Source organism: Bartonella queenslandensis, from assembly GCF_018155095.1.
Taxonomy (GTDB): domain Bacteria; phylum Pseudomonadota; class Alphaproteobacteria; order Rhizobiales; family Rhizobiaceae; genus Bartonella; species Bartonella queenslandensis_B.
The window spans coordinates 19,707-38,258 of record NZ_NAAI01000003.1 but is presented as its reverse complement, the minus strand read 5'-3'; the positions used below and the strand labels follow the sequence as shown (position 1 = coordinate 38,258).

Here is an 18,552-nt window from a genome sequence, read left to right as displayed (position 1 = left end):
AAGATAAAAAGAACTTTAAAAACTAAAAAAAAAGCAGATTATTTGCCGCTGTCGACTTTTTTCTCATTTATCGCAATACAAAGACTATAACTCTTCTGAAAATATGCTATAAAAAAGAAGCTTTATCTTGACCATAAATCAATAGAAAAGAAAGACTCTCATGGGCTTTAAATGCGGTATTGTCGGATTACCTAATGTTGGGAAATCAACTCTTTTTAATGCATTAACAAAAACAGCCACCGCACAGGCTGCCAATTATCCTTTTTGTACCATTGAACCCAATACCGGTGAAGTTGCTGTTCCAGATTTACGAATGGAAAAAATTGCATCGATTGCAGGTTCAAAAGAAATTATTCCCACACGTATTAATTTCGTTGATATTGCGGGGCTTGTACGAGGCGCTTCAAAAGGTGAAGGTTTAGGGAACAAATTTTTAGCCAATATTCGCGAAGTCGATGCTATTGTCCACGTTTTACGCTGTTTTCAAAACGAAGATATTACTCATGTAGAAGGACGTATCGATCCTGTTTGTGATGCGACAACGGTTGAAACTGAACTCATGCTTGCTGATCTTGAAAGTCTTGAAAAACGAATCGTACAAATCCGCAAACGAGCAACGGGAAAAGACAAAGAAGCCCTCACAATTCTACCCGTAATGGAAAAAGCATTAAACATATTGCAACAAGGGAATCCTGTCCGCTTATTACTCAATGATATCTCTTCCGATGAACACTGCATTCTTAAAAATTTGAATCTTTTAACCTCAAAGCCTGTACTTTACGTTTGTAACGTAAGCGAAAATGACGCTGCTCATGGAAATAGCTTTACCCAAATAGTTGAAAAAATGGCAACAGAGCAAAATGCGCAAAGCATTATCATTTCTGCTTCTATCGAAGCGGAAATCACACAATTGAGTGATGCTGAAGCATCAGAATATCTCGATGCTCTAGGACTCATTGAACCAAGTTTAAATCGCCTTATTCGTTCTGGTTATCATTTACTTGACCTCATTACTTACTTCACCTGTGGACCTAAAGAAACACGAGCATGGACAATTCCACGTGGTACAAAAGCTCCCCAAGCCGCTGGCGTTATTCACTCAGATTTTGAGCGCGGCTTCATTCGTGCTCAAACCATCAGCTACGATGACTATATTGCTCTGGGGGGGGAAAGTGGTGCAAAAGAAGCTGGCAAAGCTCGCGATGAAGGAAAAGAATACATTGTGCAAGATGGCGATATCATGTTATTTAAACATAATACCTAATTTTCACTCTCACTTAATATTTTAGCTGGAAAATTTTTTAATAAGCTCATGGAAACTTGTGGAAAAAGCTCCCAAAAGTCTCCGGAATAAAAAAACTGTTGCTACTCTATTATTATGATAGCAACAGTTTTATCCATTAAAGAATGAAAATATAAAATTAGCGTGTCCAACGTCCTTCGTATTTAAATGTTGGAGCGTTCTTTAAAGAATCCTTTGTCGCATTTGTAATAAGTTTCCACTTACCATAATCATTTGTCATCTGAATTGTTTCTGGAGAAACGACCACATAACTCTCCCCTATGCCAAGGAAACCGCCAACAGCAATAACAAACCCTGCAATGTTATTTTCACGTAAAATAATATCTTTTACTTCACCAATATTTTCATCTTCTATATTATATACATTGGCACCTATAAGGCTGGAAGCAACAAAATCCGTTGCTAAAGGTGTTACATAACGCGCAGACTTATCTATCCCTACCTGTACAATACCTGTTGAAGAAATCATTTCAGGTTTAGAAGGCATTTCAAAAGACTGAGCATAAGTATTAGAAACCATAAAAATTGACATAAGAGCAGCACATGTAATTTTTTTCATTTTAACATCTCCATTTTTACTTTGCTTTTACTTTATAAAACCTCAATGCATCATAAACAGATTTGTTCCTTATACTCTTTATGCTCTCCACTCTTTTCAAGAGTCATCAATTTATCCTTTTCTTTCTATTTCCTCTTTCGTTTCTTCCTCTAAGCCACACCAAATACGATTTTTTAAAATATAAACAAGCCCTGCAAAAATGATTAAAAATAAAATAACACGAAAACCGGTTTTTTTACGAATTTCCATATGAGGATCAGCAGCCCACATCAAAAAAGCAGAAACATCAAGCGCATAATGTTCAACGGTTTGGGGAGTTCCATCTTCATAAGCAATCATACCATCACTCAAAGGAGGCGCCATGGTTAAAGAATTACTGGCAATAAAATAAGGATTATACCAATAACCATCCACAATTTCTATCTTCTTTGGTGCTTCCTGATATCCTGTTAAAAGAGCTGTAATATAATCTGGACCAGCCGTATCATAATGAGTCAATATATCGGTAATTAAAGCAGGAAATGGTAGAGATACACTACGTGCACGTGCTATCAATGATAAATCGGGAGGATAAGCACCATCCAAAACAAACCTTGCTTCTTCTTCGTGCGCAAAGGGAGAAGGAAAATAATCTGTTGCAACCCCAGAACGTTTAAAAAATTTTCCTTCTCGATTGGGTCCATCACGTACTTCATATTGCCCTGCCAAAGCTTTGATCTGTTCTTGATCATACCCAAGAGCTTTTAAATGGCGAAAAGCCACATATTTTAGCCCATGGCAGCTGGAACAAACTTGTTTATAAACCTTTAACCCACGCCGCAATTGCGCCTTATCATAAAACCCAAATGGCCCTGAAAAACTCCATTCTTGTTTTTTAGGAATCCGTAAAGGAAAAGAAATAAGTTCCTCCTCTTGATCCGATCGATCAGAAGCATGACTGACCACACTCTGAACAGAAAAGCTCATCGCAACAATAACAATCAATCCAACAAAAACATTTACCATAGTTTCTTTTTTTTCTGTTTCAGATCATGCATAATCGAAGAAGGAAGAGAACAACTTTTTTCAAACGTAGGCAAAACCGGCAAAATAACCAAAAAGAATATAAAATAATAAACCGTAGCCAATTGCGTCCATAAAAGAACTCTCTCACTTATTTCTCTTGATCCCAGCCAACCAAGAAAAACGACGTCAAAAACCAACGCCCAAAAGAAAATTTTATAAACAGGTCGATATCTTGCTGAACATATTTTAGAGCGATCTAACCATGGAACAAAAATTAATACGAGAATCGAACTGACGAAGAGAAAAAAGCCCACAAAAGTTGAAGAAAAAATACCAATATCAAAAGTTATAGCACGCAGCATCGCATAAAAAGGCAAGAAATACCATTCTGGAACCACACGAAGAGGTGCCTTTAAAGGATCAGCTACGCTATAATTTTCGGCTTGTCCCATATAATCGGGCATATAAAACAAAAACCAAGCAAAAAAGATCAGAAAAACAGTAATGGCAAAAATATCTTTGATCAGCGCATAAGGCGAAAATGGAACCGTTTCCTTATCTGATTGTATAACAAGACCCGTTGGATTTCCTTGACCAACACAGTGGATTGCCCAAATATGAAGCCCAACGAAAAGAAGCAACACAAATGATAAAACATAATGGAAAACATAAAAACGATTCAATATTGGTTGTCCTACACCATAACCACCAAGAAGCGTCTCATGCAACCATGCCCCCACTAAAGGTACCGTTTTTAAAAGTCCTGCAACCACTGAAGCAGCTGAAATAGACATCATCCCCCAAACCAGCACATAACCAAAAAATGCGATTGCCATCATGATGATATAAATAAAAATCCCTGTAACCCAAACCATTTCTCGCATATTTTTATAAGAACCATAATAAAGTCCGCGTGCCAAATGGATATAAACGGCAATAAAAAAAAATGAAGTACCTACACAATGCCATGGACGAAAAAGCCATCCAAACTGCCCTTCACGCCGAAATCGTTCACCTGTTTCAAAAGCTAAATGAACATCTGGAACATAATGCATAGCCAAGACAAGACCAGTCAAGAGCTGTGATAAAAGCATAATGGTCAAAATACCGCCAAATGTATAAAAGTAATTAAGATTACGTGGAACAGGAAAAATCACAAATGCATTATAAAAAAAACGAGGAAGAGGAAAACGCTTATCAAACCAACGAGCAAGAGCATTTTTAGGACAATAAGGAGGAAACCTTGTCATGACCTTATCCTATTTTGAGCAAAGTATTAGAAAGAAATTGGTAAGGTGGAATAGCTAAATTATAGTTTGCTGGACCTGACCGCACTCTTCCAGCAGTATCGTAAACAGATCCATGACACGGACACAACCATCCTCCAAATTTCCCCGATTGCCCAAGTGTTACACAACCTAAATGCGTACAAAGATTAATGACAATAAGCCAATTTTCACGCCCTTTGCCTGCTGAACGTGCAAAATCCGTCGCTTCTTTTTCATCTTCAAGATTAGGATTGCGGGCTTGACGATCTTTTAGAAGACTCAAATTCGTAGCGCGCGCATCAGCAACTTCTTTTGCCGTACGATTTCGAATAACAACAGGCTGTCCTCGCCACTTTACCGTCACCGACATCCCCTCTTCAATACCAGAAAGATCAACCTCAATGGAAGAAGATGCTAAAACAGCCTCATCTGGACGCAACTGACGGATAAAAGGCCATGTAACCACCCCCATTCCAACTGCTCCTGCAACTGCTGTTACCAAAAACAGAAAATCCCGTCTCGTCTGATCACCCATTGCCTTAACTTAAAGAAATTATTCGCTAAAATGCTCTTTTATCATACCCTCACCCATTGTACAATGCCTGATCAATCAGTTGTCTTAACTCATAAAAATATCCCTGTAGAAAATTTCTACTATTTGTATGATTTACGCAAAAAATGAGTTTAATGATAATTTATTGTTTTAAAGAGTGAATTAGAAACCTGAATACCGTAAGTATCTTGTATTTCAAACCTCTGTTCCTATTCAATCACTCAAAACCTTTCCTATACCTGACAAAAACCGAGAGTGTGTGTAAATAAACACTTCGATTTTCTTGTTATGGTCAAATCTCAACCAAAATAAACGAGCTAATCTCATTAAATATTCTACTTTTCAGCATAATGAGCCAATCCATTTTATGTATCGCTCAATCAAAGGAAACCCCTAATCCGGAGATTCCTTCTTATTTCAAACAAATCTTTATCCGTAATTTTTTCCCTGAGACTTAAAGTGAATGAAAACTAAATGCAAAAAACGTGTATTTCTCAAGCATATTTTTCAAATAAATTATGGTGCTGCTTTACAAAGTTGAAAAAAAACATATTACAGAGAACATGACACTTCATATAGCTCTTTTTCAACCTGATATTGCTGGTAATACTGGAACGATTTTACGTCTTAGTGCTTGTTTTGGTTTACATGTACACATTATTGAACCCGCAGGCTTTAATCTGTCGGATCGTAATCTCAAACGTGCTGGATTGGATTATCTCGAATATGCTTCTTTAGAACGACACGTTGATTGGCAACATTTTATAAGCTCTATGAAACACTTTCAACGTCGTCTATTGCTTTTAAGTACAAAAGCAAAAACATGCTATACGCAGATATGCTATCAAAAAAATGATGTTTTACTTTTTGGTCGTGAATCAGCTGGAGTTCCGGATTATGTTTATGACGCTGCTGATTATACATTGAAAATTCCTATGCAACAACAGGCACGTTCTCTAAACCTTGCTATGAGCGTAGCCATAACAACAGGAGAAGCACTACGCCAAATTGGTTATCATGAAGGAAACTGCAATCTATAAAAACACAACAATTTTATCAAATCTTTAATAGAGTGATCAAAATACATGAACTCTGCTCTAGTGTTCAAATAAGTAGAAAAAACTTATCTTTCAAGAATTTTATAAATATTAAAACCCCATACTTTTCAACGATACTTTTAGATTAAAGCCCCCTAAAAGCTGATAAGCTGTTACATAAATAACAGTTAAAGCATCTAACACCTGGGATTTCCCGATAATCAATGGCTGTTCAAATGAACAGCTATAAAACAAGAAGAACTCTTTAATCTAAATCACTTTCTCACAAAACGCAAAATGCCATTGTGTTACTCATTCATACACTTGATATAAATATTTCCTAGTGCTCGTTACATCCATCATATACCATCACCTGTGAATAGTATACATATCCCTTGTGCTCGTATAAAGTCCATTGAGTATCCCCCTTTTTATACCGATACAAAGTGCAAACCATTATTATTATCTTTTTTCGTTTAATTTTTTCCTTACTTTGATATAGTTCATAAGAAGCGTTCTTCCTCCCTATAATCGCCTTTTCTCAAACGACTTCCCTCGCTTGTACTATGTAAGGTAATAGCTTTTGATTGATGTAGTATAAACAAGTTTGAAATAAGGTAACATTTACAATATTCAGCGCTCTTATTTCATATGAATAATGATGAATTATTAAGTAAAAACAACCGTGCGTTTATACCCCTAATATTATAAATCAATTTTTTCTAATAATGCGTAACGATCCATTAAAAATCCGCTTTCAACCCATATCATTTCTAGCTCTTTAAGCTTTTTTCCTAAAAGGATACCTTTTGAAAAACCTTTTTTTATTAAATCGTTACCATTAATGGGAAAAGTTGGAATCGGCCATTTTTGAACAAGCTGATAAAGTTTGAGATAATCTTCTGCTTTTTGCAAAGACTCCTCTTTTTCTAGAGTATCGACATGTGATGCAGCGACAGACAAGGATAATTGATCTAAAATCGGCTGTCGCCCATGAAAATAAATCAGTTTTTGCACAAAATGATCAGAACAGTTTTGGTTTATTATTTCTAACTCTGCCCATTCCTTTAACCGTGTTGTTTCCTTATGGGAAAAACGCAAGCGCTGTGCCATTTTATGAAGACGTATAGGATCTGGAGGAAGAAGACTTTCTAGCCGTAAAAATGGATCAACTTTCCAACCAAGCATCTGCTCTGTTTTTACCAATGCGTGAATTGCATCAATGCCCCATTTTTCTGTTTCGGGAAAAATGAGTGACAAAATTCTGCTTTGTCGCATCCATAAAAGAGCACGTGTTGGATCACAAGCCAAAAGAAGCTTTTTCATTTCTGCCCAAATACGCTCAGAAGAAAGTTTTTTTAAACCGTGTTTTAAACGAACACATGCCTTCAATCCTTCCCCATCCGGTCGCCCCGCTCCATACCACGCAAAAAAGCGAAAAAAACGTAAAATACGCAAATAATCTTCGCTAATACGATTTTCTGCAACACCAATAAAACGAACTGTTTGGCTCTCAATATCGCTCAACCCTCCTACATCATCATAAAGGTTGCCAGCAGCATCACAATAAAGGGCATTGATCGTAAAATCACGCCGTTCAGCATCTTTTTTCCAATCACGACCAAAAGCCACTTTTGCATGACGACCATCTGTTTCAATATCGCTGCGAAGTGTTGTGACCTCATAAACACATGAATGCGCAATCACTGTTATTGTACCAAACGCAATCCCTGTAGGAATAGCTTTAAATCCTGCTTCTTCTACACGCGTGATAATCTGTTGCGGTAAGCAGGTTGTCGCAATATCAATATCACTAATAGGCTGACCTAATAGTTGATTGCGCACTGCTCCCCCCACGATACGCGCCTCTTCCCCCTCTAAAGATAAAACACGAAGAAGTGTCTGGACATCATTTTGTTGTAACCACGCAACCTGTTTGAAGTTCTGCCTTATATTCACCCTTTAACCTTCCCAAAAAGTTGTCTTCATTGCTTTCAAAAACTCTCTTTATAAAAAAAAATTTAAAACATCCCTTATAAAACATATCTTCTTCTTTCAAAGAAACTTTCCTCTTCGTATATACGAATATAAAAAAACGACTTATGATGCTTCTTTTCTTCTCATTTTCTGTTACAAACAATAAGATATCCGTTATCATGCAGAGAAAATTGCTATTTTTGTGATAAACGCCTTAAGGAAAAAATATGAATCACCGTGATCCAGCATCTAATTCTGTGAAAAAGGTTAATACCAAACATGAGGCCCAAGTCATTATTGAGGATATTGATACGGCACACAAAGAATTAGATATTATACAACAAGAAATTGACAAAGTTATTTTTGGGCAAAGTCATGTCATTGAATATGCTTTAACGGCTATTTTTGCTGGTGGTCATGCTCTCCTTATCGGCGCTCCAGGGCTTGCAAAAACACGCCTTGTGGAAACATTGGGAACCGTTTTAGGGCTTGATGAAAAGCGTATCCAATTTACCCCAGACTTAATGCCATCGGACATTATCGGTTCTGAAATTATGGATTCCGATAAAGAGGGAAAACGTTCTTTTCGCTACGTTCAAGGCCCTATTTTTACGCAACTTCTCATGGCTGATGAAATCAATCGTGCCTCTCCACGTACGCAGTCAGCTCTTTTACAGGCTATGCAGGAATATCATGTAACTGTTGCAGGTACTCGTTATGATTTGCCACAACCTTTTCATGTTCTTGCAACACAAAACCCTCTCGAACAAGAAGGGACCTATCCACTTCCTGAAGCTCAACTCGATCGCTTTTTGATGCAAATTGATATTGACTATCCTGATCTTACAACAGAGCGGCGGATTATTTTAGAAACAACAAAAGAAAAAAAATCAAATGCAAAAGCGATTTTATCTGCCAAAAAATTGCAAAAAATTCAAAATATCGTTCGCAAAATGCCTCTTTCAGAAAATGTGATCGAAGCTATTTTAAAAATTGTCCGTTCAGCCCGCCCTGATAAAGACAATAGCCTCGCCAATACTTATGTTTCTTGGGGTCCTGGTCCGCGCGCATCACAAGCTCTTTCACTTTGTGTTCGCGCCCGTGCTCTTTATTATGGGCGTTTAGCCCCCTCACTTGATGATGTTGAAGCGTTGGCTTATCCTGTATTACAACACCGCATGGCTCTTAATTTTTCAGCCCGTGCTGAAGATATAACCGTAAAAGATATTATCAATAATCTTGTGAAAGCTGCTCTTTGAAAATGGCTATTGGTAAAAAAGTTTTACAAACATCTCCATTGTCTCTGGCAAAAGAATTGTTTAAGGATACTGGAAAAATGCCATATTTCCTTTTACAAGCACGCCATATTGCCAATACACTAATAACCGGATGGCATGGGCAGCGCAAACGCGGTAATGGAGAAAACTTTTGGCAATTTCGTCCCTATATGGAAGGAGAATCCATTACCCGCATTGATTGGCGTCGCTCAGCGCGGGATGAAAACGTGTATCTACGCGAGCACGAATGGCAAATGACACAAACCGTTTGGCTTTGGCCTGATCAAAGCGCATCGATGCATTACTGTTCGCGCTTTTCTAAAATCTCTAAAGGCAATCATGCCATCATTTTGACCCTCGCCTTGGCATCACTTCTGGTACAAAGTGGCGAACATATTGCTATTCCCCACTTAATGCCCCCAACAATGACTTCCAATGTCGTAGAAAAAATAGCTTTCGCTTTAGAAAATCATTCAGATGAAAATTCATTTCCAGACTTTTCAATGATTACACGCTTTTCACATGCCATTATAATGAGTGATTTTCTCGACCATCCTGATAACATTATCCAGCATTTAACTACTTTATCGAGAAAACAGGTGACAGCTCATTTAATTGAAATTGCTGACCCCGCAGAAGAAAGCTTTCCCTACACAGGTCATACAGAATTGTTTGATCCTGAAACGAAAGAAAAACACATTTTTGGAAAAGCAGAAAATCTTCGTAAGAGCTATTGTAAGTTATATCAAGCACGGCGACAAGAATTGATCAATTTTTGTGCACGCCAAGGCTGGTCTTATCACGTTAGTACAACGGATCAACCTTTAACAGAAACCATTTTACATCTTGCAAATACAATGAGTGACTCTTCATTGCAAAAAAGGAGGGCATTTTGAGTTTTGCTGCTCCCTTTCTGTTATTAGGCCTCTTGTTTCTACCGGTCATTTGGTGGCTGTTGCGGATAACCCCTCCAGCTCCGCGTAAAGAACTCTTTCCTCCTTTACGTTTCTTACCCAAGCCAACTCATCAGCAGAAAGAAGCAAAACATACCCCTTGGTGGTTGCTCTTGTTACGTTTAACCATCGCTGCACTTGTTATCATAGCTCTAGCCCGCCCCACTTGGAATCAAAAACCAATAAGCTTTTCCGGATCTCACCCCCTTGCACTCATTATTGATAATGGTTGGGCATCTGTAAAAGAATGGAAAAAACGCATCTCTATTGCTGAAAAGCTCCTTGCACAAGCAGAAAAACAGAAAAAAAATATTTATCTTGTTGCAACGGCTGAAAATGATATCTCCAATGTAGAGCCTCAATCAGTAAAGATTATAAAACAGCAGTTAATGCATTTGCAACCGCGTCCTTGGCCTGTAAACCGTGTGCATACCTTAAAAAAACTCAGCAAAATAAACAAAGGAAAACCTCTTGATATTGTTTATTTAAGTGATGGATTACAAACACATGATGATGAGCAAACTTTTGCTCTGCTTGAAGAATTAAAGCCTAGAAACTTCTTATGGTATTTGGCTGATATTTCCGATTTAATCGGCATAACATCCATAGAAAATAACGATGGAAATATGATCGCGCGTATTATTCGCTCAACAACACACGGCACAACACCTGCTACACTCAGCCTTTACGATTTAAACAATCAACTTCTCGGTCAATTTACAAAAAATTTCTCTGAAGGCGAAACAGCAGCACTTGTTCCCTTTGACGTCCCCCTTGAACTACGCAACGATATCGCTTGGATAAAAATCAATAACCAAAACCATGCTGCTGCAACTTTTTTAGTAGACAGTCATAACAAGGTGAGCCGCGTTGCTCTTCTCTCCCCTGATACCAATGAAATGGCACAGCCTTTACTTGCTCCATTTTATTATATTATCAAAGCATTACGAGGTCATACACAGCTTATAACTTCCGGTGGAAGAGAACTTTCAACGGATATTGATCATTTGCTTAAACAAAATCCATCCGTTTTCATTATGGGCGACATGGTTAATATCCCTGAAAAAGCAGAAAAAAAGCTTTCTAATTTTGTGAATAAAGGCGGAACACTCATTCGCTTTGCAGGAGAAAAACTCAGCGGTGCAGAACATTACGATAGTCTCCTTCCGGTACCACTGCGTCAGGGGCAACGTTCCCTTGGAAGTATTATGTCTTGGACAAAACCACAAAAGCTTGCCCCTTTTGCAAAAAATAGCTTTTTCTTTGATCTTCCTTTTCCAGAAGATGTCACTATCTCGCGCCAAATCCTTGCAGAACCAACCTCAGATCTTTTTGAAAAAACATGGCTTAGCCTTTCGGATGGCACCCCTCTTATTACCGCAGCAAAACATGGTAAAGGAACCCTCATTCTCATTCATATTACCCCTGACCCTACATGGTCTAATCTCCCTCTTTCTGGCTTTTTTGCACAAATGTTGCAAAAACTAATCACATTAGGGGCTTACAAAAACACAAACCTAACACACAAAGAAAAAAGAACAACGGTACAAAATCCTTGGCGAACCATAACCGCTGATGGACAATTACAAATACCCCCCTCTACTGTTGTACCACTAGTCTTTGACGCTCAAAATCCACCCCATCCTTCCTATCACACGCCCCCAGGACTTTATGGTGTCAAAAACAATTTTTATGCACTCAATCTCTTAACTGATTCATCGCGCTTGATGAAACAATCATCATTGCCACCTTCTCTTAATAAGAGCCCTTTATCTTACGATACAAAAGAACAAAATCTTATCGGTCCTCTTTTAGGATTAGCCCTCTTATTATTCGCCTTTGATAATTTTCTCATTTTATGGATGGGAGGTATTTTTTCTTTTCATAAACGGCGTAATATGTTTCTCCTCCCTCTCATCATTTTGATTGCCCTGTTTTCATATGACCAAAGGCTTCATGCACAAACGACAGAAAATCATCATGATAGTGTAGAAGCCGCTGGTGCAATGCATCTTGCCTATGTTATAACTAACAATCATGAAATTGATACAACGAGTAAAAGTGGTCTAGAAGCCTTAAGCCAATTTATTGCAGAGCGCACAATGCTTACCCCCGGCTCTGTTATAGCACTTGATCTCGATAAAGATGAACTCTCCTTTTATCCTCTTATTTACTGGCCAATTGATATTAAGAGTCCTATGCTAACTCCCAAAAGTCTTGAAAAAATAAATAATTTTATGAAGCATGGGGGAACTATTTTATTTGACACACGCGATCAGATAAAAAGCAATCTTAACCTTGAAGGAGATGCCACTCCAGAAACGCAAAGATTACGAGCCATCTTAAAAGGATTGAATATTCCCTCCATTGAGCCCGCATCAACAGATCATGTTGTTAGTCGTTCTTTTTATATTATGCCAGATTTTCCTGGTCTTTACCGTGGTTCACCTTTATGGGTTGAATCCTCATCAACAAACAAAAAAAATAAAAATTCTCTTGCCAGCGGCGATAATGTAAGTTCCCTGCTCATCACCGCAAATAACTTTGCCGGAGCTTGGGCACTTGATGAAAAAGGGACATGGAAATATCCCCTTGTTCCCAATGATCCAATGCAACGTCTATGGGCATTTCGTGCAGGACTCAATATTGTTCTTTATGTGCTTACTGGAAACTATAAAGCGGACCAAGTTCATGTTCCTGCACTCTTGGAACGCTTTAAAAGAGAAAGAAGGCAATGATACCATTTTTCACTTTTCAGCCTTTTTTACCACTCTTTTGGATTCTGCTGTTAAGCGGAATATCCATTCTTTTTGTCATTGTTGGTCTCGTTACACAGCGTCAAGGGTCTTTATTGCGTCTGATGGCATTGGGCACTCTCATTCTTGCTTTGCTCAATCCAATGTTTATCAAAGAACAACGCGCCCCTCTGAAAAGCACGGTAGGTATTGTCATTGACCGTAGCAAAAGCCAAACTTTTGGAACACGGATAAACGACAGTGATCAAGCGCGCGCGCAATTAATCGAAACATTGGCGCATTATCCACAATTTGAACCACGTTTTATTGAAGCTGGAAAACTTGCTAATAACCAATATACCTCCTCAACGAAGTTATTTGATGCTTTAACACAAGCACTTTCTGATGTACCGCCCTCTCGTTATGCCGGAACTATTTTTATCACTGATGGACAAGTGCATGACATTCCTGACCTATCAGATCTTCATCATGACGCACCTCTCAATGCTTTGATCACAGGACGTTCAGATGAATTTGATCGTCAAATCAAGTTTATTTCTCCTCCACGCTTTGCCCTTGTCAATAAACCACAAAGGCTCTCCATTTTGGTAGAAGATAAAGGCCCCCCCCAGACAACAATACCCCAGAAAGCCAATATTACACTCAGCGTTAATGGGCAAGAAGTTGGCCATTATTCTGTGACTCCTGGTATTATTTTTCAAGCTGAAATTACCCTTCCTCACGCTGAAAAAAATATTATCCAAGCGACAACTGAACCTTACAAAGGTGAACTAAGCTTTGAAAACAACCGCGCCATAACAACCATTGAAGGCATTAGAGAAAATTTACGCGTTCTTCTTATTTCAGGTGCCCCTTATAATGGAGAACGGACATGGCGTGACCTTTTAAAAGGAGACTCCAATATTGATCTTGTTCACTTTACGATTTTGCGTCCCCCCAACAAAGCAGATAATACGCCTTTAAGCCAATTATCCTTGGTGGTCTTTCCCACAAGAAAACTCTTTGTTGAAGAGATTAATAACTTTGATCTCATCATTCTTGATGGTTACCAGCACTCTGCTGTTTTGCCTTTAATCTATTACGATTATATCGCCCAATATATACAAAAGGGTGGTGCATTGCTGATGGTAACAGGACCTGAATTTACCCAAAAAAACTCCCTTGCAAAAACACCTTTAATAAGCATTCTACCGGCATTGCCTAGTGGTGCTATTATTGAAAAACCTTTTCGTCCCGCATTAACCAGAGAGGGTGAGCGCCATCCTGTTACGAGGGATCTTGCAACACTTAACCTTCCAGCATCTCAATGGGGGCGATGGCTGAGACAAATTGTTATTCAAAACATAAACAACGGAATTGCTCTCATGAAAGGAGCCGATGAACAACCACTTTTACTTCTTTCCCATGTTGATAAAGGGCGTGTAGGCATGTTGCTTTCCGATGAAAGTTGGCTTTGGGCAAGAGGCTTTGAAGGTGGTGGTCCTTATGCGGCTCTTTATCGCCGAATTGCCCATTGGCTTATGAAAGAACCAGAACTTGAGGAAGAAAAATTAAGTGCGACCAGCAGCCATCATCATTTAACAATTCACCGACAAACTCTGAAAGACCATCCAGAACCCGCTGAAATAACTTTTCCTTCTGGAAAAAAACAAAAGATCATCTTGACTAAAGAGCAAGAAGGCCTCTTCACCGCAACTATAGCCACTGATGAGACAGGGATTTTTACCATAAAAAATGGAGATCTAACAATACTGTCTTCTGTAGGTATGCTCGATAATCTTGAACTGTTTGACTTAATTTCAACACAAGAAAAATTAGCTCCTATTATTAAGCACACTGGTGGCTATATTGGACGTTTACACCATGAGGGAAAAGAAAACATTCATCTTCCTCCACTCAAACTGATTCAATCAAAAATAAATCTGTCATCTTCCCCAGCACATTCAATTATTTTGAAAGAAACAACAGAAACTCGTTTAATCAATACCTTTTATTTTTCGATATTTTCTGGTTTTTTCGCACTACTTATCTGCCTTTTAATGTTGAGTAGCATGTGGTATCGTGAAAGCCGTTAAAAAATCCTGAGATTTCGTGGAATAATTTTAAAATTCAGCTGATCTTTTTATCTATTTACTCGTTTTTTTACACTTAGATAACATATTGACTTATAATAGACAAATTATCATTTTTTCATATTGTGCTGTTATTCTCTATAGAATTTTTCTTATTTGTCATTCTTTCCATATTAAAACAATTAAAATCATTCTCTTCACATCATGAGGAGAAGGCTGTGTGAATAAAAACCATTGGAAAAGAGAAGAAAATGTTTCTTATGAATCTTCTTAAAGGAAGAGGTTTTATAAAGTTGGGATGGGGTATGGTTAGCACTTTGTATAAGTCTAAAGATGGTGGTACATAATACCCCTTATAAACGAGACTTTTCATAGTATTGAGAATTTTCGTGAAATAAAATCAAGCGCTCTGGGAAATATTCTTTCAAAAAATATGTGAATGTACAACACAATAATATTTTAATCAGGGTATATTTTATTTGGAATATTCCTCTTGAAGCGTTCTGTTTTGTGTAAAAAATATTTCCCATTAAAAGTGAGATATGGCAGCGTAAAACCATAAAAATTCCTGATAAATACAATAACATTCTTTTGCATTTTACACTGAACAATTAGATTTTTTTTATGATCATGTATGGTCGTATAAAAGCCGTTTAAAAATCTTAAAATTTTATGACCATTATTTTAAAATTTATCTTATCATACAAAAGACATATCGATTGCTAGGAATAATTTGTTGTATTCCTCTGTCCTTTTTCATAAAAAATACAATACAGCATCAATTCTCTCCCTAAAATTTTCTCCTATTTTCAACATGCTATTTTTCATTTTACAATCCTTCTTGCCTTTCAGCACAAACTCATCTTATGATTATTCTTTAAATCGTTTTTAATATTCTATGAGCTTTTATGTTTTATCTTGCCCATATATCGGATGTACATCTTTCCCCTCTACCCAAACCTTCCCTTTTTGAACTTTCTGGAAAGCGTCTTACCGGTTATTTGAATTGGCAAAAAAAACGTAAGAATCAAAACGTAACAAATGTCCTCGGAACTTTAATAGATGCCTTGAACAAAACAAATCCTGATCATCTTGTGATCTCTGGCGATCTTGTAAACCTTGCTCTCGATAAGGAATTTGAACAAGCCTATCTTTGGCTCCTTAAGTTGGGACGAGCCCAAGATATTTCTTTGACATTTGGAAATCATGATGCCTATGTCCGTGGAGCCCTTAAAAAAGCATGTACTCTCTTTAAACCTTGGATCACAGGTGATGTGCCTAAAAAAAGCGTCTTTCCTTTTCCTTATATGCGCATTCGCAAAGATGTCGCCATCATAGCTGCTTCTTCAGCTATCTCGACCCCCCCTTTTCAAGCTTTTGGTTATTTTGGTAAAATGCAGGCGCAAACTTTATCACACCTTTTAAAGGAAGCAGAACAGCGCAACCTTTTTCGTGTCGTCATGATCCATCATCCTCCATTTCCTAAAGCAACATCTTGGCATAAAAAATTACGGGATACAAAACGCTTTCTAGACGTTATCAAACGTCACGGTTGTGAACTTATTCTTCATGGACATACTCATTTACCCACATTGAAGTACGTTGAAGGACCAATTAAAAAAATTCCTATTGTTGGTGTTCCTTCCGCATCACAAGCTTTTGGTTATAAAAAACCACCCGCAGGCTTTAATTTATTTTCCATTGAATGCTTACAAAATCAATGGCACTGTCAGTTGCAACGTTATAGCATTATCAACCCCCAAAACGAGATAGCCTGTACCGAAACAATTAATCTTTAAATGCTTCAGCACATCTAACATTATCCACACAATCTAAAGTGAAAATATTTTCGCTTCATATTCCTTTGTAAATCATAATTTTATTGCCCTCCTTCTCTTAACAAGACAAAATTCACCCTTCTTTTTCGATAGATCAATTTCTCTCAATGAGCCCCCATTATCTAACCCCACTTATGTGGCTAACTTTATAAATTCATTGGTTTACTTCCTTCCCATTCTCAAGGACGAAGATTACTCTCTTATCTAATCTATAAATAATCCAGATTCTTTTCATACGGGCTTCTCCTGTCGATTGAGCTCTGTGTTTTACTTCACAAAGTTCTAACAAGCCTTGCTTTGCAGTTCATCGCGCACTCCCCCCAAAACATTCGCACATTCCCCCTCCCCCAAAGCATCTCATAAGTAAAATGCTTATACCTCTACATTCATGATATTTTTTAGGATTATAGAAAAACTCATTTAGCTTCTATATCTAAATATCAATGACGATAAAAAGCCCAATAACGATAAAACTTATAATTTCAATAATCCACTCCCCTTGTAAGCTATAAAATTAAACGATGTTAGTTGATTTATGGTAAATAGATTTGAAAAATCCCCCACTATTATGCTTGGCAGTTATTATCGTACATTTAAAAAATTTATAAAAAATGACCGATTATATTTCAATAATAAGCACAGGTAATAATGTTTTTTATGTCTCTATAAATTCCTAATTTTCTATCTATTTTTTCTTGTAAATCACTTTATAATACTCTTTATGATTATTGTATTACTCTGTATTATTATCTATCATAAAATATCTAATAATAATGAAAAATTACACTATGAACTTTTATTATTATTCAGTTATCTTGCAGATGACGTTTTATGCGATTTTTTCGTTATTAAATAAAATATTTTATGATAACGTAAAATAGAAAAGTCGATTGTATGAGAGAGATTTCGAATAAAATAGCATTTCTTTTGAGTGAAGGAATATTTTCCAGTACCTATTTGAAAAATAAAAGCCTCATTCAAAAATGAGACTTTTAAAGTGTTTAATTCTGAAAAAAATTAAAATTTATAAGCCACACCCACGCGGAAATCGTTTGTCTTGTAACCCATTTCAACTCTATCCTCTACAAACTTTTTCTTGCCAAAATCTGAATAACGATATTCTGCACGCACAATAATGTTATCAGTCATTGCAAAATCAACACCACCTCCTAGGGTATAGCCAATCATGGTCTTTTTTTCATCATGAAGCCAATCAGAAACATTAACTTCTTCATGTTCGCTATCCGCTACTGCCGTAAAAATATTCTGAAGTTGCGTATAAGCAATCCCTCCGGAAATATAAGGCATCATACGTTCAATCGCAAAACCAACTTTCACCCGTGTAGCTCCAGCCCATTTCTGTTTTAAAGTATGACGTATAGCTTTAATATGCGTTGTTAAATCATCCTCATGCAAATCTCTTGTTAGATTTGTCTCTTCTGTAGACTGTGGTGTGTTTCCAGGTAAACTTATTTTCGGTACATTAATATCTTTCACATCCTTTTTACCAAACCACATAATATCCGTATCAATACCTATAATAAAAGTATCATCGATATCAATATTGGAACCAGCATAAACGCCCCCTATAAAACCAGAAAGTTTAGGTAAATTCTCTTTTCCAACTGGATTCCATATCCCTGCTGTCTTACTTTTTGCATAACTTTCAGCTATTTTATCTGAAAAGTTACCAATTTGCCCTCCAAGATAAAACCCTGTCCAAGAAAAAGTAGGCGCTGCAATAACAGGAACAGGCTGTTCAGGAATAATGCTATCCGCTGCCTGTAGTACAGAAATTGAAATTAAAGAAAAGATAGATGTTGAGACTAAATACTTTATAATCATAATTGCTCCCCTAAAAGCTAATGTGATACATAAATAATAGTAAATCGTTTCACACTTTTTGAAAAAAATCTATAGCAAAAATGACACAGTTATAAAAAATTAAAGTTTT

14 protein-coding genes are annotated in these 18,552 nt (G+C 37.2%); 7 read left to right on the top strand and 7 right to left on the bottom strand.

Annotated features, from left to right (window positions below; all coding sequences use genetic code 11):
* Positions 1–160: 160 nt before the first annotated feature.
* Positions 161–1,264, top strand: coding sequence for a redox-regulated ATPase YchF (ychF, locus tag B5V81_RS02750; RefSeq protein ID WP_212111981.1), 1,104 nt, complete (start codon positions 161–163; stop codon positions 1,262–1,264).
* A gap of 157 nt (positions 1,265–1,421) precedes the next feature.
* Here ychF and B5V81_RS02745 read toward each other — a convergent pair whose 3' ends face one another.
* From B5V81_RS02745 to petA, 4 genes are all read right to left on the bottom strand, one after another.
* Entirely contained in the window at positions 1,422–1,862 is a 441-nt protein-coding gene (locus B5V81_RS02745; protein ID WP_212111979.1) for a PRC-barrel domain-containing protein, read from the bottom strand.
* Positions 1,863–1,973: 111 nt separating this feature from the next.
* Positions 1,974–2,867, bottom strand: a complete 894-nt coding sequence (locus B5V81_RS02740) for a cytochrome c1 (protein WP_212111978.1) — start codon at positions 2,865–2,867, stop codon at positions 1,974–1,976.
* Positions 2,861–4,117 carry a cytochrome b gene (locus B5V81_RS02735; protein ID WP_212111977.1) on the bottom strand — a complete coding sequence of 419 codons (1,257 nt, stop codon included), beginning with the start codon at positions 4,115–4,117 and terminating at the stop codon, positions 2,861–2,863. Before B5V81_RS02735 ends, B5V81_RS02740 begins: the two co-directional genes overlap by 7 nt.
* A gap of 4 nt (positions 4,118–4,121) precedes the next feature.
* A complete protein-coding gene (gene petA / locus B5V81_RS02730) occupies positions 4,122–4,670 on the bottom strand; it encodes a ubiquinol-cytochrome c reductase iron-sulfur subunit (protein ID WP_212111975.1) in 549 nt (182 codons plus the stop codon).
* Positions 4,671–5,251: 581 nt separating this feature from the next.
* On the opposite strand from petA, the gene B5V81_RS02725 reads away from it, so the two are divergent.
* Positions 5,252–5,728: a tRNA (cytidine(34)-2'-O)-methyltransferase gene (locus tag B5V81_RS02725; protein ID WP_212111973.1), complete on the top strand. Its 477-nt coding sequence runs from the start codon at positions 5,252–5,254 to the stop codon at positions 5,726–5,728.
* Between the two features lie 108 nt (positions 5,729–5,836).
* Here the strand turns inward: B5V81_RS02725 and B5V81_RS02720 are convergent, their stop codons facing one another.
* Together B5V81_RS02720 and B5V81_RS02715 are read right to left on the bottom strand one after the other, a co-directional pair.
* A complete protein-coding gene (locus B5V81_RS02720) occupies positions 5,837–5,980 on the bottom strand; it encodes a hypothetical protein (protein WP_212111971.1) in 144 nt (47 codons plus the stop codon).
* 450 nt (positions 5,981–6,430) lie between these two features.
* Entirely contained in the window at positions 6,431–7,684 is a 1,254-nt protein-coding gene (locus B5V81_RS02715; RefSeq protein WP_212111970.1) for a CCA tRNA nucleotidyltransferase, read from the bottom strand.
* 245 nt (positions 7,685–7,929) lie between these two features.
* On the opposite strand from B5V81_RS02715, the gene B5V81_RS02710 reads away from it, so the two are divergent.
* From B5V81_RS02710 to B5V81_RS02690, 5 genes are all read left to right on the top strand, one after another.
* Positions 7,930–8,961, top strand: a complete 1,032-nt coding sequence (locus tag B5V81_RS02710) for an AAA family ATPase (protein ID WP_212111968.1) — start codon at positions 7,930–7,932, stop codon at positions 8,959–8,961.
* Positions 8,962–8,963: 2 nt separating this feature from the next.
* On the top strand, positions 8,964–9,875 hold the full coding sequence (locus B5V81_RS02705) for a DUF58 domain-containing protein (protein ID WP_212111966.1): 912 nt from the start codon (positions 8,964–8,966) through the stop codon (positions 9,873–9,875).
* Positions 9,872–12,670 (top strand): DUF4159 domain-containing protein, encoded by a 2,799-nt coding sequence (locus B5V81_RS02700; RefSeq protein ID WP_212111964.1) that lies wholly within the window; start codon positions 9,872–9,874, stop codon positions 12,668–12,670. The genes B5V81_RS02705 and B5V81_RS02700 overlap by 4 nt, the downstream gene beginning before the upstream one ends.
* The gene (locus tag B5V81_RS02695; RefSeq protein WP_212111962.1) at positions 12,667–14,763 is read left to right on the top strand and encodes a hypothetical protein; all 2,097 of its coding nucleotides are present in this window, start codon (positions 12,667–12,669) and stop codon (positions 14,761–14,763) included. Before B5V81_RS02700 ends, B5V81_RS02695 begins: the two co-directional genes overlap by 4 nt.
* Before the next feature lie 905 nt (positions 14,764–15,668).
* The gene (locus tag B5V81_RS02690) at positions 15,669–16,559 is read left to right on the top strand and encodes a metallophosphoesterase family protein (RefSeq protein WP_212111960.1); all 891 of its coding nucleotides are present in this window, start codon (positions 15,669–15,671) and stop codon (positions 16,557–16,559) included.
* Between the two features lie 1,056 nt (positions 16,560–17,615).
* Here the strand turns inward: B5V81_RS02690 and B5V81_RS02685 are convergent.
* Positions 17,616–18,443 carry an outer membrane protein gene (locus B5V81_RS02685; RefSeq protein WP_212111958.1) on the bottom strand — a complete coding sequence of 276 codons (828 nt, stop codon included), beginning with the start codon at positions 18,441–18,443 and terminating at the stop codon, positions 17,616–17,618.
* Positions 18,444–18,552 lie beyond the last annotated feature (109 nt).

Coding starts and splice junctions, on each gene's coding strand:
- B5V81_RS02710 (WP_212111968.1), top strand. CDS start 7,930: ATGAATCACCGTGATCCAGCATCTAATTCTGTGAAAAAGGTTAATACC.
- B5V81_RS02685 (WP_212111958.1), bottom strand. CDS start 18,443: ATGATTATAAAGTATTTAGTCTCAACATCTATCTTTTCTTTAATTTCA.
- B5V81_RS02690 (WP_212111960.1), top strand. CDS start 15,669: ATGTTTTATCTTGCCCATATATCGGATGTACATCTTTCCCCTCTACCC.
- B5V81_RS02695 (WP_212111962.1), top strand. CDS start 12,667: ATGATACCATTTTTCACTTTTCAGCCTTTTTTACCACTCTTTTGGATT.
- B5V81_RS02705 (WP_212111966.1), top strand. CDS start 8,964: ATGGCTATTGGTAAAAAAGTTTTACAAACATCTCCATTGTCTCTGGCA.
- ychF (WP_212111981.1), top strand. CDS start 161: ATGGGCTTTAAATGCGGTATTGTCGGATTACCTAATGTTGGGAAATCA.
- B5V81_RS02725 (WP_212111973.1), top strand. CDS start 5,252: ATGACACTTCATATAGCTCTTTTTCAACCTGATATTGCTGGTAATACT.
- B5V81_RS02735 (WP_212111977.1), bottom strand. CDS start 4,117: ATGACAAGGTTTCCTCCTTATTGTCCTAAAAATGCTCTTGCTCGTTGG.
- B5V81_RS02740 (WP_212111978.1), bottom strand. CDS start 2,867: ATGGTAAATGTTTTTGTTGGATTGATTGTTATTGTTGCGATGAGCTTT.
- petA (WP_212111975.1), bottom strand. CDS start 4,670: ATGGGTGATCAGACGAGACGGGATTTTCTGTTTTTGGTAACAGCAGTT.
- B5V81_RS02745 (WP_212111979.1), bottom strand. CDS start 1,862: ATGAAAAAAATTACATGTGCTGCTCTTATGTCAATTTTTATGGTTTCT.